17 protein-coding genes and 13 tRNA genes are annotated in these 24,967 nt (G+C 39.6%); 5 read left to right on the top strand and 25 right to left on the bottom strand.

Annotated features, from left to right (window positions below):
- Positions 1–234 precede the first annotated feature (234 nt).
- A complete protein-coding gene (locus tag AC1TPB_RS23530; RefSeq protein WP_482078720.1) occupies positions 235–1,896 on the bottom strand; it encodes a hypothetical protein in 1,662 nt (553 codons plus the stop codon).
- Positions 1,897–2,402: 506 nt separating this feature from the next.
- On the opposite strand from AC1TPB_RS23530, the gene AC1TPB_RS23535 reads away from it, so the two are divergent.
- Positions 2,403–3,544 (top strand): IS3 family transposase gene (locus AC1TPB_RS23535; protein WP_482078721.1). Its coding sequence is split into 2 segments (ribosomal slippage): positions 2,403–2,649 and positions 2,649–3,544, totalling 1,143 coding nucleotides; the frame shifts between segments, so codons are not numbered across the junction.
- A gap of 205 nt (positions 3,545–3,749) precedes the next feature.
- Here AC1TPB_RS23535 and AC1TPB_RS23540 read toward each other — a convergent pair.
- Together AC1TPB_RS23540 and glmS are read right to left on the bottom strand one after the other, a co-directional pair.
- Entirely contained in the window at positions 3,750–4,592 is an 843-nt protein-coding gene (locus AC1TPB_RS23540) for a TnsA endonuclease N-terminal domain-containing protein (RefSeq protein ID WP_482078722.1), read from the bottom strand.
- A gap of 303 nt (positions 4,593–4,895) precedes the next feature.
- A complete protein-coding gene (glmS, locus tag AC1TPB_RS23545; RefSeq protein ID WP_482078723.1) occupies positions 4,896–6,731 on the bottom strand; it encodes a glutamine--fructose-6-phosphate transaminase (isomerizing) in 1,836 nt (611 codons plus the stop codon).
- A gap of 421 nt (positions 6,732–7,152) precedes the next feature.
- On the opposite strand from glmS, the gene AC1TPB_RS23550 reads away from it, so the two are divergent.
- Entirely contained in the window at positions 7,153–7,296 is a 144-nt protein-coding gene (locus AC1TPB_RS23550) for a hypothetical protein (protein ID WP_482078724.1), read from the top strand.
- Positions 7,297–7,624: 328 nt separating this feature from the next.
- Here the strand turns inward: AC1TPB_RS23550 and glmM are convergent, their stop codons facing one another.
- The 13 genes from glmM to AC1TPB_RS23615 all read right to left on the bottom strand — a co-directional run bounded on the left by glmM (position 7,625) and on the right by AC1TPB_RS23615 (position 20,680).
- Positions 7,625–8,965, bottom strand: coding sequence for a phosphoglucosamine mutase (glmM, locus tag AC1TPB_RS23555; protein ID WP_482078725.1), 1,341 nt, complete (start codon positions 8,963–8,965; stop codon positions 7,625–7,627).
- A gap of 79 nt (positions 8,966–9,044) precedes the next feature.
- Complete coding sequence (locus AC1TPB_RS23560) at positions 9,045–10,472, bottom strand: CdaR family protein (RefSeq protein WP_482078726.1); 1,428 nt, start codon at positions 10,470–10,472, stop codon at positions 9,045–9,047.
- The gene (cdaA, locus tag AC1TPB_RS23565; protein WP_482064749.1) at positions 10,465–11,307 is read right to left on the bottom strand and encodes a diadenylate cyclase CdaA; all 843 of its coding nucleotides are present in this window, start codon (positions 11,305–11,307) and stop codon (positions 10,465–10,467) included. Before cdaA ends, AC1TPB_RS23560 begins: the two co-directional genes overlap by 8 nt.
- Before the next feature lie 125 nt (positions 11,308–11,432).
- On the bottom strand, positions 11,433–12,083 hold the full coding sequence (locus tag AC1TPB_RS23570; RefSeq protein WP_482078727.1) for a zf-HC2 domain-containing protein: 651 nt from the start codon (positions 12,081–12,083) through the stop codon (positions 11,433–11,435).
- Positions 12,084–12,204: 121 nt separating this feature from the next.
- Positions 12,205–12,771: an RNA polymerase sigma factor SigW gene (gene sigW / locus AC1TPB_RS23575; RefSeq protein WP_482078728.1), complete on the bottom strand. Its 567-nt coding sequence runs from the start codon at positions 12,769–12,771 to the stop codon at positions 12,205–12,207.
- Positions 12,772–13,144: 373 nt separating this feature from the next.
- On the bottom strand, positions 13,145–14,197 hold the full coding sequence (locus AC1TPB_RS23580) for a S1C family serine protease (RefSeq protein ID WP_482078729.1): 1,053 nt from the start codon (positions 14,195–14,197) through the stop codon (positions 13,145–13,147).
- Between the two features lie 184 nt (positions 14,198–14,381).
- Entirely contained in the window at positions 14,382–17,186 is a 2,805-nt protein-coding gene (gene ppc / locus AC1TPB_RS23585) for a phosphoenolpyruvate carboxylase (protein WP_482078730.1), read from the bottom strand.
- Positions 17,187–17,756: 570 nt separating this feature from the next.
- Positions 17,757–17,830, bottom strand: a tRNA-Gly gene (locus AC1TPB_RS23590).
- 9 nt (positions 17,831–17,839) lie between these two features.
- Positions 17,840–17,916, bottom strand: a tRNA-Pro gene (locus AC1TPB_RS23595).
- Between the two features lie 18 nt (positions 17,917–17,934).
- Positions 17,935–18,011: transfer RNA gene (locus AC1TPB_RS23600), tRNA-Arg, on the bottom strand.
- Positions 18,012–18,017: 6 nt separating this feature from the next.
- Positions 18,018–18,092, bottom strand: a tRNA-Gly gene (locus AC1TPB_RS23605).
- Between the two features lie 364 nt (positions 18,093–18,456).
- On the bottom strand, positions 18,457–19,023 hold the full coding sequence (locus AC1TPB_RS23610) for an FAD-dependent oxidoreductase (protein ID WP_482064754.1): 567 nt from the start codon (positions 19,021–19,023) through the stop codon (positions 18,457–18,459).
- Between the two features lie 148 nt (positions 19,024–19,171).
- Positions 19,172–20,680: a DEAD/DEAH box helicase gene (locus tag AC1TPB_RS23615; RefSeq protein ID WP_482078731.1), complete on the bottom strand. Its 1,509-nt coding sequence runs from the start codon at positions 20,678–20,680 to the stop codon at positions 19,172–19,174.
- A gap of 295 nt (positions 20,681–20,975) precedes the next feature.
- Between AC1TPB_RS23615 and AC1TPB_RS23620 the strand changes: the two genes are divergently transcribed.
- The 3 genes from AC1TPB_RS23620 to AC1TPB_RS23630 all read left to right on the top strand — a co-directional run bounded on the left by AC1TPB_RS23620 (position 20,976) and on the right by AC1TPB_RS23630 (position 23,710).
- Positions 20,976–21,572: a TetR/AcrR family transcriptional regulator gene (locus tag AC1TPB_RS23620; protein ID WP_482078732.1), complete on the top strand. Its 597-nt coding sequence runs from the start codon at positions 20,976–20,978 to the stop codon at positions 21,570–21,572.
- Between the two features lie 86 nt (positions 21,573–21,658).
- Positions 21,659–22,429, top strand: coding sequence for an SDR family NAD(P)-dependent oxidoreductase (locus tag AC1TPB_RS23625; RefSeq protein ID WP_482078733.1), 771 nt, complete (start codon positions 21,659–21,661; stop codon positions 22,427–22,429).
- 18 nt (positions 22,430–22,447) lie between these two features.
- Positions 22,448–23,710 carry an FAD-dependent oxidoreductase gene (locus tag AC1TPB_RS23630; RefSeq protein WP_482078734.1) on the top strand — a complete coding sequence of 421 codons (1,263 nt, stop codon included), beginning with the start codon at positions 22,448–22,450 and terminating at the stop codon, positions 23,708–23,710.
- 85 nt (positions 23,711–23,795) lie between these two features.
- Here AC1TPB_RS23630 and AC1TPB_RS23635 read toward each other — a convergent pair.
- The 9 genes from AC1TPB_RS23635 to AC1TPB_RS23675 all read right to left on the bottom strand — a co-directional run bounded on the left by AC1TPB_RS23635 (position 23,796) and on the right by AC1TPB_RS23675 (position 24,780).
- Positions 23,796–23,880 (bottom strand) — tRNA-Leu (locus AC1TPB_RS23635).
- A gap of 44 nt (positions 23,881–23,924) precedes the next feature.
- Positions 23,925–24,009, bottom strand: a tRNA-Leu gene (locus AC1TPB_RS23640).
- 141 nt (positions 24,010–24,150) lie between these two features.
- Positions 24,151–24,235: transfer RNA gene (locus AC1TPB_RS23645), tRNA-Leu, on the bottom strand.
- A 26-nt stretch (positions 24,236–24,261) separates the two neighbouring features.
- A tRNA-Lys gene (locus AC1TPB_RS23650) sits at positions 24,262–24,337 on the bottom strand.
- A 17-nt stretch (positions 24,338–24,354) separates the two neighbouring features.
- Positions 24,355–24,428: transfer RNA gene (locus AC1TPB_RS23655), tRNA-Gln, on the bottom strand.
- A 6-nt stretch (positions 24,429–24,434) separates the two neighbouring features.
- A tRNA-Val gene (locus AC1TPB_RS23660) sits at positions 24,435–24,510 on the bottom strand.
- 4 nt (positions 24,511–24,514) lie between these two features.
- Positions 24,515–24,589 (bottom strand) — tRNA-Glu (locus AC1TPB_RS23665).
- A 38-nt stretch (positions 24,590–24,627) separates the two neighbouring features.
- A tRNA-Thr gene (locus AC1TPB_RS23670) sits at positions 24,628–24,703 on the bottom strand.
- A gap of 1 nt (position 24,704) precedes the next feature.
- A tRNA-Asn gene (locus AC1TPB_RS23675) sits at positions 24,705–24,780 on the bottom strand.
- Between the last annotated feature and the right edge of the window lie 187 nt (positions 24,781–24,967).

A 24,967-nucleotide genomic window follows, 5' to 3' on the forward strand; every position in this document is an offset into this window, starting at 1 on the left:
CATGCAACGGTCGTCACGATTGTAGGCGAATCTTACCGTTTGAAGGATCACTTTGTGAAAGAAGACAAGTGATTTTGTACATCATTAAACAAGCAAAAGTATACATTCTTAGGTTGACATTTACACCCAATCTAGCATTTATACTATAACTTATCAATTCAGCGGACTAGCTAATGCCCTTAGCCTTCAACTTCGCCCTTTAAATACGTATTATTCGTACCTTGGCTACGCAAATTATTTTAGATTATAATTTAAATTCAAGACATCAGAATATAAAGTTAAATTGCTATCTAGATTGATTTCCTTTTGATTTTCTTCTACGTATATATATTCTACTTTAGTATTCTGCTTTTTCAATTCCTCAACTACCCAATCTAGTTTTAATAGCTGTGACTCACTATACATATTAAATAAAGTCAGTAGCCCATATAAAGGAACAAGATATTTGTTATCAATATATAATTGACATCTTTTATCAACGGATATGTAAAAGATCTCGGGATATTTATCTAACCTGTTCTCACCTGTAAAACCCAAGATATTATTAACATTGTCAAGTTTCTTTTCTAAAAATAATTTATGCTTATCGAGTTGTTTAGTATACGCCTTGTTCAATGTATCAAATATTTTAACATGATTTTCATCCATGACAGAAACGTAGTGATTTTCTTTCCACTTACATTCTATAATGAGTAATAAGTTTGAATTCCGATCATAAATAGCCACATCTATATCGCTATTTTCTTTTTTACCCTCATCATTAAAGAATTCATAATACTTTCCATCAACAACTATAATGTTGGTATATTTTTCTGCACTATTTTTGATTTCATTAACAACACTTTTTGAAACTGACTCGTCTCGCTTGATAACTTTTTTATTTTTTAAATAGTGTCCATTTGTTAAAGTAAATTGCAAATCACTCAACAAAAAGAATGAAGGTACAAAATATATTTTCTCGTTATATTCTAATAACGGGAATTCCAATAAGGTGCCCCGCCCATCAAAAGTAAAATAAGATATGCACTTTTTGATATACTCCAAATTTAAGTCAGTAATTTTGTTAATCTTCTGAACCAAATACTCTTTATCAAATGAAATTAATAAGAAATTTTCATTCGGCGAATCTAGTAAAGAAAGTTTATAAATTTCTGATTGTATTTGCGAGAAATAATAAAGTATTGAAATAAAATCTAATAAATTTTTGTTACTCTTAATAGATTCGCTTTTAAACCCCTCTATTTTGTCTAAGTCCAATTTTGTATTTTGATAACATAAGTTTAGCAATTCTTTATTTATATCTACCATTAATCTATCAATTTTTTTAATGTCACTCTTTAAATTCTTTTCTCTTGAATTCTTTATTTTTTCAGAAAAATATAGTACCGGTCTCGTTTTTATTATTTTTTCGTATTTCATTCTTCCTTTATCGTGAATTCCATTGTAATATAAATACTCTTTAAGAAATCCCCCCCATACCGTTGAACTAGTTAATTTATAAGAGCCTTTATCAACTTCATTAAGTCGACTTTTTGCAAAAGAACTCATATCCATTATTTCTTTAATAAATTTATAATCTGAATAAGCATTGTGAATCATTGGAAGCAAATTCTCACAGTAGTACTTAAAATCTTCCGAATTGAATTGAAATCTAAGTTGTTTATTATCTATTTTTGTTATAATTCTTCCTATAAACCAACTAATAGAACTGCGATAAATTTCACTCTTTCCTTGATTGGGATAGGAATTAATAAACTTTTTCTCAACCGCAAGTAAATGATAATATAACAAAAAGCCTATATTATCTTTGTAAACACAAATATAATCATCAATAAATTTTTCTAATTCTCTTTCTACAAAGATCTTTATTTTTTGTCTAATCTGAAATTCATCCATAAATATCCCCCTGGATCGTAATGACCTACAACATTATTTTACACCATTTCACAAAAGATGGGGGAGATCCTAGAATAAACATCCTCTGAATGGCAAGTATAAGGTGATTTTCTCAATCAATTAGTTATATTATTAATCATAGACGGTAGTTATTAAAGCAAGAGGATATATGGAGAAATCGAAGATCAAGCATGGACATTTTTTTAGAAGAGGATATCAGGTTTAGTAAAACGGGGTCTATACATTCTCTAGAAAATTCCAGTTAGAGTCACCTTTTATTGATTCAATTGTTACTCACTCCATACTTATTCTTCCTTCCTACTAATGCCATCATTCATAATCTCGATATTCATCTCCACTACCTATTAGGTAACAGTAAGCTCTTCAATTACTTCACGATGGTTTTCAATAAACTTATCTCTTAATCCAGTGGATAGGTTACACTTAGTTGGACATTAAAGATAAGGGGCGGTAGAATAATAGAGATGAAATGAGGAGAATCTACTATGGCCCCAAAAAGAAGAGTGTTTACAACAGAATTTAAAAAGCAAGTGGTTGCTTTATATGAAAATGGGAAAAGCCGTCAAGATATTGTGCAGGAATTCGAATTAACCCCATCTGCTTTAGATAGATGGATTTCACAATTCCAACAGTCTGGATCTTTCAAGGAAAAAGACAATCGAAGCCCAGAAGAACTTGAATTAATTGCGTTGAGAAAAAGAAATAAACAGTTAGAAATGGAAGTCGATATTTTAAAGCAAGCCGCGCTGATCATGGGACGAAAATAAAATTGATCGAGAAAAACCGTCATAAATATTCGGTATCAGCAATGTGCGATGTCCTACAAATAGCTAGAAGTACGTTTTATTATGAAGTAGAAATAGCCATTCAAAAAGAAAATGAAAGAGTGGATGAAGAGCAACGATTAAAAGATGACATTCTATTAATCTTCAATAAAAATCGTCAAGTATTTGGCACTCGTAAAATCAAAGATGCCCTGTCTAAGGAAGGCTACACGGTCTCTAGACGACGGATCGGACGATTGATGAAGGAGCTTGATATTCGATCAAAGTATGCTCAATCATCGTATAAGCCTATGTCTTCGCGTCCCAATGAAGAATCCATTCAAAACGTGTTGCATCGTGAGTTTCAGGTCAAAGAAGAAATGTCTGTTTTGGTCAGTGACCTGACCTATGTCAAAGTGGGTAAACAATGGAACTATGTCTGTTTCTTGATTGATCTATACAACCGAGAAATCGTTGGTTACAGTGCTGGTGATCGAAAAGACGCAGCATTAGTTCAACGTGCCTTTGCAACCGTCAAAAAGCCATTAGAAACTGTGAAATTGTTCCACACCGATCGAGGCTCTGAATTTAAGAATGTTGGCATTGACGAGCTATTGTGCACGTACAACATTCAACGTTCGCTAAGCAATAAAGGAAATCCTTATGATAATGCAGTAGCAGAAGCAACATTTAAGATATTAAAGACAGAATTAATCAACGGTATGAACTTTCTCACGCAAGAACAACTCACACTTGAACTATTTGATTACATCAATTGGTACAATAATATACGCACACACAGCACGCTTGGCTACTTAAGTCCGGTCGAATATAGAAACTTAGCCCCTAATAAAATTGTTTGATTTAGTGTTGACATTCCAAATTTCTTCAAGTCTTAAAAAGTAAGGATAGGACATTTTTCGATGGTCGTCGATATTAACCACCACGATATGTTTGCGTTCATCATCTATCCATAGGATCCGTATTATCTCAACTACCTCTAGATCCTCACACAAACGCTCAATGATAGAATTGACTACGATTTGCATGTTCAAATACACCTCCTTATCAAGCTAAGTAAATCGTTTTTTGCATCAGCTGTTCATTCTGAATAATAATTAATGGTTCACTTTCTCGAATAATATGTTTATCCATCTCCATTCCCCAGAACTTGTTTGCTAACATATGTTGCAAGATAAACAAGCATGTCCCTTTTTGCAAGCGATATTCATGGTCTGTCCTCACACAAAGATTCATTAGCGACGTTCGTCCAGCATCCTTTGAAAACACCTCGTATATGTCGTCGTGCAACAAGCATACAAGTTCCAGATTAACAATTGGTTGGGTATCTAAATATTTTGCATTTGCCATCCATTCTACGTTCTTCACAAGGATGTGAGGGATCTTATCTTCCGTAACAATACACCAATCAATACCTTGCTCTATAAAATAAACTCTTTCAATTTCAAATAGTTCCAGAGTGCGATCTGATAATTTCTCACGAGGTTTTATTGTTCGGATAACATCACGGCTTCCTTCTTTTACTTGTAACGTAATCCGGAAATCCGTTGTCATGACTACTGGGGTACCGTCTATATGTGGATGCTTAATGCCAAGTTGTTCAGCAATCTCAATTGTCTTCTCTAGCGGTAAAAGCGGCCATTGCTCACGGATATCAGTAACCCCATCAAGCCATTCGCAGTAATACAAATATTTTCTCTCATGTTCGGATAGAGTATGATGAATTCGTCCGGTCTTCCATCCTTTATGTCGTGTTAACCAACCTTCTGAAGCAATTTTATTGTCATGTGCTTGAATAAACGGCCGATAATTCTCTCCAACACCTTGCCCCCTTCCTTTCTTAATATAGTTGCTTTGCAGTACTTTTTTCCTTTCGCCACGCTTAGACAACTTTTCCACCTCCAGAAATGTTCTTTACACCCCGATAAAATGTTTTTTATACCCCGATATTCCCCTTAAAAACGACTAATGGCCTCGCCCCTTTGTAAAAAAGGGCGAAGCCATTATCTATAAATTTTTCTGCTGTAGTTCTTGATGATTCTTACTTCAGTGTATCCAAAGGTAACCAATTTATAAACCTTAAGACACCAACTTTAATGTCAAGACACTAACTTTAATGTCAAGACACCTACTATAATGTCTAGGCACTAACTATAATGTCACCAGACATAAGCACATTCATTTATAACTCCCCTACTCCACAGTAACACTCTTCGCCAAATTACGTGGTTTATCCACATCATGCCCCAATGCAAGCGAAGCATAGTAACTAAGCAATTGCAACGGCACTACAGCTAATGCTGGAGTAAGCACTGGCAATGTCTTCGGAATTGCGAATACTTCATCTACGGATTTCGCTACTTCTGTTTCAAACCCTTGGTTCGTTACTGCTAGCACATGGGCACCCCGTGCTTTTACTTCTTTAATATTGCTTAGTGTTTTCTCATATAGAGCCTCTTGAGTTACTAAAGCAATAACTGGAATATCATCTTCAATCAATGCCAGCGTACCATGCTTTAACTCACCCGCTGGATAAGCTTCAGAGTGAATATAAGAGATCTCTTTCAATTTCAACGATCCCTCTTGTGCTACGGCATAATCTACTCCACGTCCGATGAAGAATAGACTTGTATGATGAGACATCGATTCTGCCACTTGCTTCAATATAGAAGCTTGCTCTAAGATGCTCTCCACTTGCTCTGGAAGTGCTGTTAATCCTTCAATAATATGAGTAAGCTCAGATTCTTCTTTCGTACCAAGTATGCGCGCAAGATGAAGTCCAAGCAAATAAAATGCAATTAATTGAGATGAGTATGCTTTTGTTGAAGCAACAGCAATCTCAGGACCAGCCCATGTTACTAATACATCATCCGCTTCACGAGCTACAGAGCTACCTACAACGTTCGTAATCGCCAGCACGCGAGCGCCATTACGTTGTGCTTCACGCATAGCCGCTAGTGTATCGGCAGTTTCACCAGATTGGCTGACTACGATAACAAGTGTTTCTGGTGTAATAATTGGTGAACGGTATCGATACTCAGAAGCAACATCTGTTTCTACTGGAATGCGCGCCAATGATTCGATTACTGATTTACCAACTAATCCTGCATGGTATGCTGTACCACAAGCAACGATGTGAACTTTCGAGATTGAACGAATATAATCATCATTCATTTCAAGCTCTTTGCTTAGATTAACGGATTTACCATCTTCGGTAATACGACCAAGCATCGTTTCACGGTATGCTTTCGGTTGTTCATATATTTCTTTCAGCATAAAGTGGTCGAAACCAGCTTTCTCAGCCGTCACTAGATCCCAATCAATATGCACGATATCTTTGGCAATGCTTTCGCCCTCAAGGTTGAATAGTTCTACCCCATTACGAGTCAATACTGCCATATCGCCATCATCAAGAATATAGACATTACGTGTATATTCCAGAATCGCTGGAATATCTGATCCGATAAAGTTTTCACCTTCACCAAGACCGATGACTAGCGGGCTTGCAAAGCGCACAGCTACTAATTTATCTGGCTCATGAGAAGTTAGCACGCCTAGTGCATACGCGCCTCTTATATGCTTCACAGCACGCTGTACTGCTTGAACAAGATTACCATCGTATTCTTCAGCGATCAGATGAGAAATAACTTCCGTATCCGTTTCAGACACAAATACATGTCCTTTAGCGATCAGTTCTTCTTTCAGATCAAGATAATTTTCTATAATACCATTATGCACAACAGAGAATTGATGAGAATTATCTGTATGCGGATGAGAATTCACATCAGAAGGCTTACCATGAGTAGCCCAACGTGTATGACCTATACCAACCGCTCCATGCAGCGGTGTACCTTCTAGCTTTTCTTCAAGATTAGCAATACGACCTTTAGATTTTGTAACTTCAAGCCCTTGCTCTGTAAATACAGCTATACCAGCAGAATCATATCCGCGATATTCTAATTTTTTCAATCCTTCAAGTAAAATCTGTTGTGTTTCCCCATTACCAATATATCCAACAATACCACACATAGTATATTCCTCCGCATAGTGTCTCGCTTGCAGGCAGTGTCTCATCTGTAGCATATACTTTAGACGATACTGTTAATCTGCACGAACCACATAGCAAATATCCATATGACTTACCAACATCTTCGTTTCATTAGGCAATAGCAAGCTAGCCCATGGACATGTTCCATTAGCCACATATTTGCTAGCGATCCATTGACTTATACTGCTCGCTCTTCTTAGCGACAACAGTATAAGCACTGCGAAACGATCACTTCATTATAGTCAGACAGCTATTCGTTTGTTCAATTAGTCGCCCAATTGGTTTGCAAATAAGCTTGCGGTTGTCTGTACTTACCGAAAGGTCCCCGCCGAAATTTCGAACACCTTTACCTCGTCAGCTTAATAGTTAAATGTAAGTTCATTTTTTGAACCACCTCATAAAATGAGAGTTCATAAAATGGGCTTTCAGAACCGAGAAGATGGAACGTTACTTGAGAAAGGCGGAAGCGCAAGTGTACGTGTTTGGTACACGCGAACCGTACTTTCCAAGTTCGTTTCATATTCGACGTCGACTACGCTACATTAGCATAATCATCGTTATCAAAGTCCATTTTTTGAACCACCTATACCTCATTAAGCTCTGGCGCTTGGTTTGTTGTAACATCTACCCTCTCTTTCCTTCTTGAATCACACTTACTTATCATATTCATTTTCGGTCTTGTACGCAACAATTTATTTCATCCAATTGCATATTTTTTTATCGTACAAGTTCTCTCTACAACATTTGCTGTATATGCGTTCAATCCAAATAAAAGGGACAGATCATAATAATCTGTCCCTTTCAGCTAATCTCTTATCGTTACGCTCATTATATTCTAATTTATTAGCAAGCTTATACGCTCTGCTAGCTACAATTATCCAAGCTGTGCTTTAACAACATCGGCAATGCGATCAACATATGCATCGACTAGTTCTTTCTCTGGTCCTTCAGCCATCACACGAATCAATGACTCTGTTCCAGATGGACGTACAAGCACACGGCCATTATCACCTAGCTCCTGCTCAACTTCTTGCACTGCTTGTAGAATCGCTTCATTGCCTTCATATCGACTCTTATCGGCCACACGCACATTGACGAGCTTCTGCGGGTATTTACGCATAAGACCTTTCAACTCGCTTAGCTTCTTGCCAGATAATTGCATCGTATCAACAAGCTGCAAAGCAGTCATAATGCCGTCGCCTGTTGTAATATGATCTAAGAAGATGACATGACCTGATTGCTCTCCACCTAGATTGTAGCCGCCACGACGCATTTCTTCCATAACATAACGGTCACCAACTGCTGTTTGAGCGGTATTCAAGCCGATCTTCTCCGTACCTTTGAAAAATCCGATATTAGCCATAACTGTCGTCACCACTGTATCATGCTTCAGCTTACCTTCCCGCTTCATGCGATCACCGATAATACATAGAATGAAGTCGCCATCTACTTCTTCACCATGCTCATCAATGGCAATTAGACGGTCAGCATCACCATCGAAAGATAGTCCAACATCAGCACCGTGCGCCAACACTTGTTCACGTACGAACTCAGGATGCGTTGAACCAACGCCTTCATTAATATTTTTACCATTTGGCTCTGCACCTATAGTAATAACTTCGGCACCTAGCTCCTTGAATATTTGCGGTGCCAGCTCATAAGCAGCACCATGTGCACAATCTAATACAAGCTTCAAACCAGCAAATTGACCTGTAACTGTCGTTTTCAAATATTGTGAATATTTATCCGCCAGCTGATGTGAGCTTACAACTGAACCAACATCGCCACCTATTGGACGAGGTAGTTCATCTACCTCTGCATCGATCAAGCTTTCTATTTCTAATTCAGTTTCATCAGACAGCTTAAAGCCATCCCCTGCAAAAAACTTGATACCATTATCTTCAACAGGATTATGCGATGCAGAGATCATTACACCAGCATCAGCTTGCAGCTCACGCGTAAGATATGCCACTGCAGGAGTAGATAATACGCCTACAGAAATAACATCTGCACCAATTGAAAGTAAACCTGCAGTTAGCGCAGCCTCTAGCATATTGCCAGAAATACGAGTATCACGTCCAATAATAACTTTAGGCTTATGTGCCCTGCGAGTAAGTACGTAGCCTCCACAACGACCAATTTTATATGCTAATTCTGGTGTTAATTCGGTATTTGCTACACCGCGTACACCATCTGTTCCAAAATATTTCCCCATAATCGTTCTCCCTTAAATGTTTAATATTAATATTTAGTATTTTTAATATGCCGAGTAAGCTCCATGCATAACTTCGTTATCAAAGTTCGCCGGTTTGAACTTCCTCTTCATTGCCACTTGATGGCGAGGGACCCACCGGCTCCTCCACCCCACCCGTTATCGTCTCTGAATCTGGAGTCGGATTTTCACTATCTATCTCACTAGTCGGTAAATCTGGAATGATAGGATCTACAACTTCCTCTTCACCCTTCGTATCGATTTCCTTTGTACTTGTTATCTCTACGGTGACATTAAGTGTGAAATCCTCAAACTCTTGGGTACGAATATACGCCGGTAATTCTGCAGCAACCATTAATTCGTGTGTGCCGACGGTAAGACCAGTTACATCAAGCGATAGTTTAACATCAGAACTTTTGATCTTCTGTAATAAATTATCTGCTCCAGTAAGTAATACATCCATACGTCCATTCGTACTATTTGTAATCATCGCCTTCAAATCATCTTCAAGACCAGTAATTACCACAGGAATTCCACTCATCGTTCTCGTTGCAGTGGCTTCAATCTCAACAATTACAGGTATTTCATTAGGAGTTACGGTCAAGCCTATGTCAGACTTCTCAGCCTTAACTAGCACTTCCCCTGAATCCTTCACCTTGGATAGATCGAGCACGAAGCCATCATATAACGTCAGCTCATCTAGCACCGTCTGTTGTGCGTTAACGATTACACTTGTCGTTGCTGAATTAATAGATACAAGACTGAATCCTTCAGGAAGATTGCCTGTATATCTTAATTGCACCGGTAGCTCCTTCGATGGTAATGAGATGATGGTCTCTGCACTTAATGTATCCGGATGAACCGTAACATTAGAAAGTGCGACCCCTTGCGTATCATATGCAACAACTTTAGCTTTTTTGTTCGTAACGGTCGCATTTGCACCTGTAATATCGACCGTAACAGCTAGCGTCGCCAGACGAGCGTAATCATCCTTCGGCATTGTCACTTCAACAACGTTACCAGTATCTCCAACGATCGATGATTCTCCAACAATATAGCCTGGCGCTGGATCGCCTTTAGTAAGCACTTGAACTTCAAGCGTTTGCGTCTCAAGCTCTTCAATTTGCACGGTAACAAGGCGTGGAGATATTTCTACCTCTGTAATTCCTTTTGGCATTTGGAGCGTTAACGGCAAATCTTGAATACCAGGACCAACATCTCGTAAATCAAGCTGTACCACATAGTCATCATTAGTCGCTGTACGTAAGTTAGATATTCTACCTTCAACAACAACGCGAACTACCGTCGGCTCCAAGCCCGTTAATACGTATTTATCAGTATCTAGACCGATCGGCACAATTGTCGCTGCTTCAATAATCTTCGTATCCGTATTAGACGTAACAGATTGCGGAGAAGTTTCGGGATCATAATGTACGATTGCCCAAATTAATAAAGCAAGGACTAGCGATAATATTTTCAAGGAAGTAGGATGATTTATCCATTTATCCATGCTGATCCCCCTTTTTCTTCTTGAAGAAGGCCAATATAGCATTTTCTTTCTTTAACCCATCAGTACGTGGCGATAATTCTTCATGCAATTTGGAAATAAGTGATTCTTCATTAATATCGCGCACGATAAGCCCATTAATTGCTAACGAAACTTGACCTGTCTCCTCTGATACAATCAAAGAAATCGCATCACTCACTTCACTTACTCCAATTCCAGCTCGATGGCGTGTCCCTAATTCTTTACTTATAAATGGGTTTTCAGATAAAGGCAAATAACAGCCTGCTGCCATAATCTGATTGCCGCGTACAATAACGGCACCATCATGCAATGGGGAATTAGGTGTAAATATATTCATAAGTAGCTCCGATGAAATTCGCGACTCCATCGCAATACCTGATTCGATCATTTCCGAAACGCCTGTTTTCCGTTCAAATACAATTAATGCCCCGACCTTTTTCTTAGACATCGAACGAACGGCTCGAATAACCTCTTCAATTTGCTCACCAAGTCCGGCGGCATCTAATGAAGAGCCACGAGAGAAGAATTTCCCTCGGCCCAATTGCTCCAATGCTCGTCTTAGCTCAGGTTGGAATAGAATTAATATCATAACAATACCCCAGTTGAACATTTGACTCATTAGCCATTTAAGCGTATATAAATCCAGCCATGAACTCACTGCCCATGTCGCAACAAGTACGAAAATCCCTTTTAATAACTGAACAGCTCTCGTACCGCGAACGAGCATCATCAACTTATATATAATAAAGGCTACGATTCCGACATCGATAATATCCTTTAACCAATCATGCCAAGAGGAATCTGCAAAATAACTCATTTTTCAACCCCCAACCGCCACAACATCCTATTTCACTTCATGTTAGCTTTCTAGATCGACAATCTAAAACCCTTTTTGTCGAAAAAAATAAAAAAGCTCCCTCAAAAAAGGAAGCTTTTTGTAGATTATTGCGGAATTGCCCCAGAAATTGATGAAGTTACTTTATACCATATCCAATCTAAAGCTTGGTCAATAACTTTACTTTGACCAGCAATATGACCAGTTGAGGCAAGCACCATCTTTCCATCGATTACGGTAACATTTCCATCTACAGCACCCTTCACCTCAACTATACCATTTTCGACCACCAAATCTCCAGTCAACTGACTACCTTCTGGTACAATTACTGTATTTCCGTTAATGACAATGTACTGTAAATCTTCCTGTGAACCTGAAATAACTAGTTTGTTATCTTGATCCCATGATGCAAAGACACTAATAAACATAACCGCAATAAACATAGCAGCCGCCGTTAAACCAGGGTATCGATATAACCAACGGACAAATCTTGTATTGGATCGCGCTTTTTGTTTCGTAGGCAACTGTGCAATAATAGCCGTTCTCAGATCCGCTACATCCCGCTCGCTTCTTACCGGCTTCGTTGTCGTCTTATGCATTGCAAAATGCGCCATCGCATCTGTTTTCTCAAGTTGTTCATAGTGTTGCTTGCAGTTGTTGCAGTTATTCATATGCGCTTCTAATTGTTGGTATTGATCTATTTCAAGCTCACCGTCTAGGTATAGATGAATAGCTTGAATCGCAACCTTGCATTCCATAGCAGCAGCCCTTCTTTCTTCGGTTCCGTCCTAATGAGTATGTTCCCCACCAAGCTCTATTAGACATACGTTTCATCAAAATTAATGTTTCAAAAGAATATTAGCTAATCATTCTAATGATCTATAATTTGTGCTCCAGCTTTTTACGAAGAAATTCACGGCCGCGATGCACTCTTGTTTTGATCGTAGTTACAGGCATGTCCAATATATCCCCTACTTCTTGCAAGGAAAGCTCATGAATATAACGAAGTATCATAACCGTCTTGTACTTAGGCGGTAATGTATCAATCGCTCGATGAATAATTTGTTGCGTTTCTGATATAAGCAATTCTGATTCTGGTGTACGATTATCACTAGGAATCATAGAATATCCATCTAAACCTTCATAATCAGAAGATTCTGCATCCAAAGAGTAGATCGGCTTACGTTTTCTTAACTGATCGATACTCAAATTAGTAGCAATTCTATAGATCCAAGTAGAAAACTTCATCGTTATGTCATAACGCTCAAGATTATTATATACACGAAGAAACGTATCCTGAACGACATCCTCCGCCTCTTGGCGATTGCTCAACATACGATATGCCATATGGTATAGCTTTTCTTGATACAGATCAACAAGCTCAGCAAAAGCTGCCTGATCACCCTTTAATGCCAGCTTAACGAGCTGGCTCTCTAATAGATTCACTCAACTATTCCTCCAAACGTCTCTTGGTACGTCTGATCTTTACTTTACTATTTTATCCTAAAACACGAAAAGATTCGAGCATTCTCTACTCGAATCTTCATTTATTATTAAAATAGGCTGTTTTTCGCTGTCGATTACGTTTAATTTGCATAATTATCGTGATCAAAGTCCGCTTTTTGAACTACCCTTTAGATAAAGGTTCAAAAAGCGGGCTTTCAGAACCGAGCAGGTGAAGTCAATTTTAGGAAGGAGGACGCTCCAGTGTACGTAATTGGTACACGAGTCCCGGACTTCCCAAATTCACTTCAGATGCGATGTCGAATATACTACGTTAGCATACCTATCGTTATCAAAGTCCGCTTTTTGAACTACACTACACAACAAGCGTATTTAAGTACTCTGCAATGATATTCGCCGGAATCGCAAATCCCATTCCTTGAGCCTCCGAATTGACTGCCGTATTCATCCCAATGACTTGTCCAGCTTCATTTAACAAAGGTCCACCAGAGTTTCCTGGGTTAATTGAGGCATCCGTTTGCAGCATATGTTCATATACTTGAGGCATGCCTTCCGAATTTTCAATCGTAATCGGTCTTTCCGTTGCACTAATGATACCCATTGTTAATGTGGAGTCATAACCAAGCGGATTGCCGATAGCTAGTACCCACTGTCCAATCGCTAGCTCATCTGAATTTGCTAGCGTCAGCGCAGGAAGACCAGCTCCATTAGGCACTTCAACCTTCAACAATGCGATATCAAGCTCACTACTGCTGCTAATAACTGTGGCAGTCATCGCTTCGTCGTAGCCATTAATGGACACTTTAACTTGCTTGGCATCAGCTACAACATGCGCATTCGTTACAATGTACCCCGAAGCATCTACAACAAAGCCTGTTCCAGACCCACTTAATTGTAAATTAGCTTCATCCTTCAATTGTGAATCTGTCTCGGAATTATCGCCACGTTGATTAGGTGAGTTCTGCTCTTGTTGATTCTGCCCACGTGGCATCTCGCCGAAATATCGCCACATCCGCGGATCTTCGAACATACTAGAAGCTTGCGATTCTGTATAGGTCTCGATCTTCACTACCGAAGGTGAAGTCGCTGCATATACATCTGAGGTGCTGCTAGCTGTTTTGGATTGCGATGCAGTAACTAATCCAGCTTCACCGAAGCTTGTACTCCCCGTATTCGAATAATATGCTGTGCGATTACTAGCTTCTCCAGTAAAAAGATTCATGCGATCTGCGGTGTACGTTAGACCCCCGATCATTAATGCACCTGCAAGAAAAGCAGATAAATAGACTGCTATACCGTTTTTTCTATTCTTTTTCTTGTTATCCTTCCTGCTCGCTTTCTTTTTTTCTTTCAGCGGAGGTAATTGCTCTACCTCTTTATAATAAGCTTCGAATTGATCGTTATCCATATGAATGCTCCTCCTGTATCCTTAATGATTGCTCTTGCTTGATTGGATACTTTTATTGTGAGGGATTCACCTTAAAGCAACGTTAATCTAACTATAAAAGAATATAAAAAAAAAGGGGATCATCCCTTTGTCATTTTTGCAATGACTTTTGGGACATCCCCTTGCATTTAGATAGAATATAATATTAACCAGTATTACGTAATCCCGCTGCAATTCCGTTAATCGTAAGCAATACTTCACGAAGTAACTCTTGATCGTCCCCGTCTTCAGCACGGATCGCACGAAGCTCAGCAAGCAATTGCACTTGCAGATAGCTAAGCGGATCAACATACGGATTACGCAAACGAATAGACTCTTGAATAACAGGAACATTATCCAAAATTTCTGTTTGATTCGTAATTTTCAAAATAAGCTCAGAAGTTAATTTGTACTCCTGTTCCACTTGCGTGAAGATACGCTCACGAATCGTGTCATCAGTAATCATACCAGCATATAGCTTAGCGATAGGCATATCTGCCTTCGCAAGTGCCATTTGCAAGTTATCAATTAAACTGCGGAAGAACGGGAATTTCTCGTACATTGTTTTCAATGTATCTAGTTTATTCTCGTCATCGCCCATATACTCGGCGAGGGCAGTACCTGCTGCATACCATGCAGGTAGCAGATAACGACTTTGCGTCCAAGAGAATACCCAAGGAATCGCACGTAAATCTTCAAAACGATCACTATTTTTACGCTTAGATGGACGAGAGCCAATGTTCAACTCACCAACTTCATTAAGCGGTGTTGATTCTTTGAAGAAGGTTAGGAAGTCAGGGTCTCTAAAGATCAGGTCCTGATACTTATTCAATGCCGTTTCTGAGATCGAAGCAGCAATTTCTTCCCACTCTTTCTCTATCGCCTGAGCTTGCTCTGGGTATTTCGCCAGACGAGCAGCTGTAATAAGCGCCCAAGTCGCTTGCTCCAAGCTACGATAAGCAATACCTTGCAAGGAATAACGTGAAGAAAGGACTTCACCTTGCTCCGTAATTTTAATACCAGCACCGACAGTATGTGGTGGCTGCGCAAGAATACTACGATTAAGCGGCATTCCACCACGTCCTAGCGCACCGCCACGACCATGGAAGAACTTCAACTTAACATCATACTCATTACCAGCAGCTGTAATATTGTTAAGCGCTACACGAAGCTCCCAGTTGGCAGTAACTGCTCCACCGTCTTTGTTACTATCAGAGTAACCAAGCATAATTTCATGCATGTTACCACAAGCAGCAACAGCTTTACGGTACAATGGAATGTCAAATAATTGCTTCATAATGCCAGGTGCTGCATGAAGGTCATCAATCGTCTCAAACAATGGAACAGCTTGCATCGTACAAACCGTTGTCCCATCATCTTCCACGCGGAACAAACCAACTTCTTTGGCAAACACCATAACCTCTAACATATCACTAGCAGCCTCAGCCATACTGATTAAGTAACTAGTAATACAGTTTTTACCGAATTCTTTCTGCGCTTTAGCAACAACTTCATATACATTTAAGCATTCACGAGTCGAAGCTGAATATTCCTGGTGCTGTGATGTTAATGGACGTTGATCCTCTAACAATTTCACCAGCAATGCTATTTTCTCGTCTTCCGACAATCCACTATAGTTAGCTTCAATGCCTAGCTTAGCCAACACTTCAGTCATTGCATTTTCATGTTCTTGACTATGCTGACGAATATCAAGCGTCATTAGATGGAAGCCGAACAATTCGACTTGACGGCATAACTTAGCAAGGTAAGTATCAGCGAAGTAATCCGCATAATGACTACGCAGGCTGCGATCAATAATTTTCAGATCTGCCATCAGCTCATCTGGTGTTACATAATAGCTATTAGGCTCAGCCTCATCAGGATCGACAGTATTCGCTAATTTTTCTAACATATAGCCAATCTTCACACGGTATGGTTCCGTTGGGTTTCTCCATAGATCAACATGAGCAAGCTCAATTTGTGCTTGGTCCTTCGCAATCGACGCAAGTAGCTCATCTGTTACTTGAACAAGATTAGTGCTGAAGCTCAGCATTTCCATCATGCCGCGAACTTGCTCCTCATACTTACGAACGGCAAGTGAACGATGAAGATTCAACGCCTGCAATGTAACATCAGAAGTTACAGACGGGTTACCATCGCGGTCCCCACCAATCCATGAACCAAAACGTAAGTAGCTAGGTACATGCCATTGTTTTTCTGGGTAATATTTAATAAGACATCTTTCTAGCTCTTCATATACGCTAGGCAGCACGTCAAATAATGTTTCGTCAAAGTAGAACAATCCATTTTTAACTTCATCAAGTACAGTTGGCTTGCGATCACGCAGCTCATCGGTTTGCCATAGAATAAGAACCTCATTCAATAGCTTTTCCGTAAGCTTTTCACGTTCACGATAAGTTAACGTTGGATTGTCTAGTTCCATGACATCATCAGCAATACGCTTATGAATATCAAGTACAGCACGGCGAGTTGCTTCTGTTGGGTGTGCAGTCATGACAAGCTCTAAGGAAATACCCGCTAACATCTCTTCAACATCAGCTGTAGACGTATTACGATCCTTAAGCACTTTAATTGCACTTTCAATAGATCCATTTTGAACTTCTTCACCAGCTAGAAACTCATAGTCACGCTTTCTTCTAATACGGTGGTTTTGCTCAGCAATATTGACTAGTTGGAAATAAATAGCGAAAGCACGAATTACCTGATGACGCTTCTCTGAACTTAAGGACGAAATCGTCTCCTTAACTTGTCCAAACAACTCAGGGTCAAAATGAGCACGAAGTGATTTACTTTGTTCTCGAATTTGCTCCACAAGCTCTAAAAGCTCACGTCCGCCTTGATGAACAAGTACTTCACCGAGTATATTGCCTAAATAACGGACATCGCGTCTAAGCAAGTTATTAGATTGCGTCCGATTAGTCGCTGTTGATGTTACAGTTTGATCCGACATACTCTTCCTCCTACAGATCTGTGTAGCAAACTCACAAACCATGCTTAATAAATTATCTATAAATCATATTCGTAAGATTACTCTCAGTTAATTACAAAAACATTATTTTTATTATACATCAAAATGCAACTACATTGAAGCCTTTTCAGCATAATTAATCTAAAAAAAAGCTTATATTAACGTATATTTAATGTAGTAAGCGCTTTATTCACGAACAGTAGTATATGTCAATAAGTACAAAGGAATTTATCATTCTCTTATTGTGTTCAATTCATAAATTACTCTTCTATTTTCGGCAATAATTATAGTATTCCAAAACAAATTCTCTTATGTTAATTGATGTTACTGTTTTAACTAGCATAATCGTTTTGCAACTTACCTATACGCAAATCCCTTATTAAGATTTGTACAGCAACTTTACAATCTAAGATAGTAGCTAATAATTACAAATGATCGTACATATTTTACCTATAAATTACCACTTACATTTTTTTCAATTTTATTTCATAGAAAAATGTAGAAAAACACAAAAAAAAGACTTTGATTTCTCAAAGTCTGTTCGTTATGGTATGGAGCGGGTGATGGGAATCGAACCCACGCTATTAGCTTGGAAGGCTAGAGTTCTACCATTGAACTACACCCGCTTATTAAACTGGTCGGGATGACACGATTTGAACATGCGGCCCCCTGGTCCCAAACCAGGTGCTCTACCAAGCTGAGCTACATCCCGTAATGAAGGTAATTAAAATGGCGCGCCCTAAGAGATTCGAACTCCTGGCCTTTTGATTCGTAGTCAAACGCTCTATCCAGCTGAGCTAAGGGCGCAATTGTTGGAGCGGAAGACGGGAATCGAACCCGCGACCCTCGCCTTGGCAAGGCGATGCTCTACCGCTGAGCCACTTCCGCACGACTTAATTACTTACTGTCTTTCGCGATGCATTATCGCGGCGACAAGTAATAATATATCACCTTTGGATTTGAAATGCAAGTGTTTTTTGAAAAAACACTGAAAAAAACTTAAAAATAGCGGTCTGTCCTTTTATAAACAGCTTTTCTAGCAGAATTTTTGAAAATTTTCATATATTAAACAATTAAAAACTCCCAAAATTTTGATGTCTCTAGGTCACTATATGATTATCTCCGCTAGACAGGAGGAACATGCTTTAATTATTGCACCACAAAAAGAGGAATTATCTCAATAGAGACAATTCCTCTTCTGCTTCATTCTTTCTATAATATGACCATTCTCAATATTTCTACACTATGATCATTAAGCCTTCATCATATCGTGATCGACATAACGCTCGCCGTTCAGTTCACTAATTACGTTAATAGCGACTTTCGCACCGTCACCAGCAGTAATAATCGCATGCACGCTTACTCCAGTACATGTACCAGCTGCCCATATCCCTTCAACATTCGTCTTACCTTGTGCATCAACATCAAAAATTGTTTTAATACGAGGCTCTGTACCTGGTTTCGTAGCGAGACTTAATTGCTCGGCTAGATCTGTATGAATTCCTGAAGCAATAATAAGATGCTTAGCTTCGATACTTTCACCACTAGCAGTAGTTAATACGACACCTTCGTCAGCTTTCACTATCGATACAATGGCATCCTCTTTATATTGTGCACCAAATTTCTGAAATTGCTTAATACCAGTTTCAACTAGCTCAGGCCCTGAAATTTCTGATATCCCGTAAAAGTTCTCGAACCAAGCGCGTTTTGTCATACCTTTATCACTATCAAAAACAATCGTTTTCTTACCTGCTTTTGCCGTAAATAATGCTGCGCTAGCCCCAGCTGGACCTGCTCCGATAATTGCAACTTCATACATATTTATGCACTCTCCTTCAATAGTAGGTACAGGCAATGCCTCTCTCTATTGTAGCGAAGTTTTATATGGATTACAAAAATAATCCAATTCACACGAAAAAACCTCCACTGCCTTACGCAGAGGAGGTTCCTGAATTTGTTATGCAGCCTTAAGCCTTATGCTCTCCGCTTGTTTTGCTGTCCTTTTTAACCCATACGGACTTGGGTTTCCGTGCCGGGTTCGCCCCGAACTTAGACTTTCCAGCCGTGGTCGTCTCTGACTTAGGTTTCCATGCAGAGTTCGTACCATACTTAGGCTTTCCAGCTGTAGTCGTCTCTGACTTAGGTTTCCGTGCAGAGTTCGTACCATACTTAGGCTTTCCAGCCGAGGCCGTCTCTGACTTAGGTTTCCGTGCAGAGCTTGTCTCTGGCTTAGGCTTTCCAGTGGTAGTCGTCTTCGAATTTGGGTTTCGTGCCGGTGCCCGATTCATCTTGGGCTTGGCAGCCTTAACAGCTTCGGTAGTTAGCTGCTGTGGTCTACCTTTCATTGGATAAGCATGATCTTCCACTTCGGGGATCGCCTTACCAATTAGCTTCTCAATATCCTTTAGATATGGAAGTTCATCTACTTCACAAAAAGAAATTGCGATTCCGCTCTGTCCCGCTCTACCAGTACGACCAATGCGATGAACATAGGTTTCTGGAATATTAGGCAAGTTGAAGTTGATTACATGGGAAAGCTCGTCCACATCAATTCCTCTCGCTGCAATATCCGTCGCTACCAACACTCGCGTTGCCCCACTCTTAAAATTACTTAATGCATTTTGTCGGTCATTTTGAGACTTGTTTCCATGAATAGCTTGAGCAGAAATGTTCACTTTAGTTAATGCTTTCGCAACCCGATCGGCTCCGCGCTTCGTGCGGGTAAACACCAATGCTGACACAATAGATTCATCTTGTAACAAGTCATTCAATTGATCTTGTTTTTTTCCACTTTCCATCAAATAAATAGACTGCTTGATTCTATCCGCAGTAGAAGATACCGGGGTAATTTCGACCTTCACCGGATTCACGAGTATTGACTTAACCATTTTCGATATTTCAGGAGGCATCGTTGCCGAGAAAAATAACGTCTGTTTTTTGCTCGGCATTTTCGCAATAATGCTTTTCACATCTCGAATGAATCCCATATCCAACATTCTATCAGCTTCATCAAGTACTAATATTTCGACATATTGTAAATCAATACGCTTTTGAGTGATGAGATCAATCAGTCTTCCCGGAGTCGCAATAATGACATCCGCCCCTTGATTGAGCGCCCGTTCCTGCGCTTTTTGTGAAACGCCACCAACGATAGCCGTACAAAGTACATCCGTGTAAAGACTATACGCCTTAATATTATCAGAAATCTGAATAGCAAGTTCTCTTGTCGGTGTCAAAATCAACGAGCGAATACGGCGTCCAGTATTGCTGTTGCTTTTCCGATTGCTTATCAATTGGATAATTGGCACTGCAAATGCGGCCGTCTTCCCTGTCCCAGTCTGAGCGCAGCCCAGCAAGTCTCTGCCTGCCAATACGGCTGGAATTGCCTGCTCCTGTATAGGTGTCGGGGTAGTATAGTTCTCTTTGCTTAACCCTTTTAAAATCTCGGGTATAATATTCAAGTCATTAAATGTCATGTTATCTCCTTAGTTTACGATCCATATATAAATTACGTAACATATAAGAATAACACAAAAGCAGGTAATAAAAGAAGTGTAAATATAGGAAACCGATAGATTAGGCGAAATTAATTTAATTATATAAGAGAGTAAGGAGACACTTGGGCAGTTCAACATTACAACTACAAAGCTATACCCAAAATATAATTTGACAATTATAGGTAACTTTTGTTATATTAGTAGCGGAAACTGATTATTGAATTACAGTTTCCGTCCATTATGTATCCTATTCACATATAAGGAGCGTTTCATTATGAATCATTCAACTACAGAGACCGAGCAACTTCGAGTAAAAATTATCGATAAATACTTTCAATTAGGTATGGAACAAGGCTTCAGTAAAGTATTACTTGATCAAGTAGCTACTGAATTATCTATTAGCAAAAAGACATTATACAAAATTTTTAGAGGTAAAGAGCATATTATTGAGGCAACTATAGACAACATATTTCAACAAATCGACTTAGAAGTACTCCCTATTATGCAAGATACATCACTTAACATCATAGATAAGATCACAATGCTTCCTCCGATCGTAGCAAAACATCTGACTTTCTTCACTCGTGATCAGATTGTAGACATTCAGCATGCCTATCCACAGTTATGGGCAAAAATCGAAATCGAGAGAGACATTAGAATTAAACGTTATGAAGGCTTATTTCGTGTAGCAAAGGAACGTGGCTACATTATTAACATCGACCCTAGTATGATTATTCAACTCTTCTTGGCTGCCATGGATGTATTCACGAAAGAAGCCTTTCTAACTGAACATAATGTCTCGTACTCACAATCTTTGCAAATCGTAACCAACATTTTATTAGAAGGTATATTGAACAAATCAAATCAATGATTATAGTAGGATCTGCTTCTGAAGTAACTTTTCATTAGCAATGAAGTGTAACAAGAAGTTAATAAAAAGTTGTGGGAGGTTTGTTAATGAAAGATAAAATTATTCTAGTTATAGGCGCATCTAGCGGAATTGGTCGATCGGTTTCGTTAAAACTTGCCAATCAAGGGGCAACCGTTATTGTTTCTGCTAGAAATTGTGAGGCACTGCATGATCTTAAACATACCATTGAAAAAAGCGGTGGTTCATGCCAAGCACACTATTGCGACATTCGTTCAGAGGAATCCGTTCAACAACTTATTGATGAGACAATCCAACAATTTGGTCGACTCGATATTGCAATTCTAGGTTCGGCTATCCAGTACATCGATAATATTAACCATCTGCAAATGGATGAAGTTGAAGCTATGTTTCAAACGAACGTTGTTGGTATTATTCGTTGCACTAGATATATTATTCCGCATATGCTCTCCAGACAAACAGGGCAAATCGTATTAATCTCCTCTATTATGGGTGATGCCGCTTTTCCAAAAATGGTATCATATGGAGCTACCAAAGCAGCTATTTCTTGTTTTGCACGAGGACTTCGTAGAGAAGTTTCAGATAAAGGCATTCATGTAACCCTCTTCTCCCCCGGACATATGGACACTAACCTAAGTGCTCATCTACATCATCGTATTCCGCAATGGTATGGTCAATCTGGTTCCTTGGATGTTAATTATGTCGCTCTCAAAATGATTAAAGCAATCCAACTCAAAAAAGATGAAGTCGTTGTAGGGCGGCAAAGCATAATGTTAAGTCGTATGATCAAATACTTCCCTTACATCGCCAATAACATTATTCGTAAAATCACTTCTTAAATAATAGGAGGTTACACTATGGAGTCGAATCATCTTGAAACGATTGCAACAGATGTTATTATTGTTGGAGGCGCAATTGCAGGGGCAGCACTAGCTTGTGCATTCTCCAAATATAATTTCAACGTTATCGTTATCGATAGGCGCAAAGAGCCTGGCAGTATGAATCGCGGAGATGGCTTACAGCCTCGAACTTTAGAAATTTTGGAGCAATGGGGTGTTCTGCAACATCTACAGCTTATCCCTCATATTAAATCTTATGGAATCGAACTCCATCACTCCTTCTTCAAACAACTAATGAACATTGATCTACAACCATTAAAGACAAGTAAATTTAATTATATAATGAACATTCCACACCGTGACATTGAACAAGGACTTATCGATTGGATCAACAATTATGATCATATACAGATGGTTCGTGGCAGCTCTATGGAACATCTAACCTACGATGAGCACGGTCATGTTAATGGGGCTGTCATCAAAACTAAAAATAAGCAAGTTCAATACCGTGCTAGAATAGTCATCGCTGCTGATGGTGGCATGTCCTCGATTCGTAAGCAATTAGATATACCAGCAGAACGTATTGTGTACAACCACGAACTTGTTGTGCTTCATATGCCAAGACCTGCTTGGTATAAAGGTGAGTTACGAACTCAAGTTCATTTGCATCGTGAGGGTGCAGTCGTCCTTATTCCGCTACCTCATCAGCAAATGCGTATAACCGTTGTAGTACCTTCTGGTCAATCAGCAATATGGAGAAAATATAACGATGAGGAACTAATACATCAGCTTGTAAAACGTGTACCTAAGCTTCGGAATGTTACCATTCATCGTGAAGATGAGCATACGTACAAAATGGTGCGCATGCATGTGGAGAGCTACTATAGTAAAGGTGTGGCACTAATTGGTGATGCAGCACATCAAACCCATGCATCATCAGGGCAAGGCATGAATATGGCTATTCAAGACGCTGATATATTAAGCAAATTACTCGCACATCATTTGTCTCAGCAGCTTGATATGAAAGATGCATTGTCACTATATGAACAAATCCGCATGCCTATTAACGAAGATATTATTAAAAGGTCCAATTTCATGTCATCTGTCGTATACACTCCCAATAAACTCACTCATTCCGCTAAAATATTTGGTATATATGCAACCAGACTAATCCCCGGTCTACGCCATAAAATCGGCGGTAACATCGCGCTTGGAATTGCTGGTTCCAGTCAGCAAGAGATTATTGAACAACAGTTATCAATAATAGCCCATAATGTATGATCCGCTGGTTGTATTAGAAATAGAGTATAAACTAAGCGAGCACAAAAAAACCACCAGGTTATCCCTGGTGGTTAAAGTTCGTGGTTGGTGCGCGTGAAGGGACTTGAACCCCCACGTCGTGAAACGCTAGATCCTAAGTCTAGTGCGTCTGCCAATTCCGCCACACGCGCACATTGTAAGTCCTATGATTTGATTGAGTATAACAAAAGTTATATGGTGCGCGTGAAGGGACTTGAACCCCCACGTCGTGAAACGCTAGATCCTAAGTCTAGTGCGTCTGCCAATTCCGCCACACGCGCACATCAAATCGACTACCCTTAATACATTACAGTAAATTTAATAAATTGTCAACACTAGTGCTAATATTTTTTGGTTGTTTTTCAACTTTATTAGAAATATAAAAAAACCACCAGATAATATCTGATGGTGAATTTCGTAGTTGGTGCGCGTGAAGGGACTTGAACCCCCACGTCGTGAAACGCTAGATCCTAAGTCTAGTGCGTCTGCCAATTCCGCCACACGCGCACAATTAATAATGACAAATAATAAACTGGTGAGCCATGAAGGACTCGAACCTTCGACACCCTGATTAAAAGTCAGGTGCTCTACCAACTGAGCTAATGGCTCTCATTACGAGAGTAAAATGGCTGGGGATACAGGATTCGAACCTGTGATGACGGAGTCAAAGTCCGTTGCCTTACCGCTTGGCTAATCCCCAATATTATGGTGGAGGATGACGGGTTCGAACCGCCGACCCTCTGCTTGTAAGGCAGATGCTCTCCCAGCTGAGCTAATCCTCCATAATGGTGACCCGTAGGGGACTCGAACCCCTGTTACCTCCGTGAAAGGGAGGTGTCTTAACCACTTGACCAACGGGCCTTGCAATAACTTGTCTTACTTTAGTGTACATCTGGTTGTGGAGCTCTCAACCGGAATCGAACCGGTGACCTCATCCTTACCATGGATGCACTCTACCTACTGAGCTATGAGAGCATGGCTCCCCGAACAGGACTCGAACCTGTGACAACTCGATTAACAGTCGAGTGCTCTACCAACTGAGCTATCAGGGAACGTTAACCAATTATCCTTGATCAATTAAGATCAATGGCATAGCATCAAGGCTTGCACCTTGAAAACTGGATGTGAAAGGTAAAACTCCAAAGTGAATCATTTGAATCTATGCTTCCGATGTATTTTTCTATCTTCGCTTGCGCTCCGTCTAGAAAAATTGTAGGATAAGCCCTCGACCGATTAGTA

The organism is Paenibacillus sp. Y951, assembly GCF_056786395.1.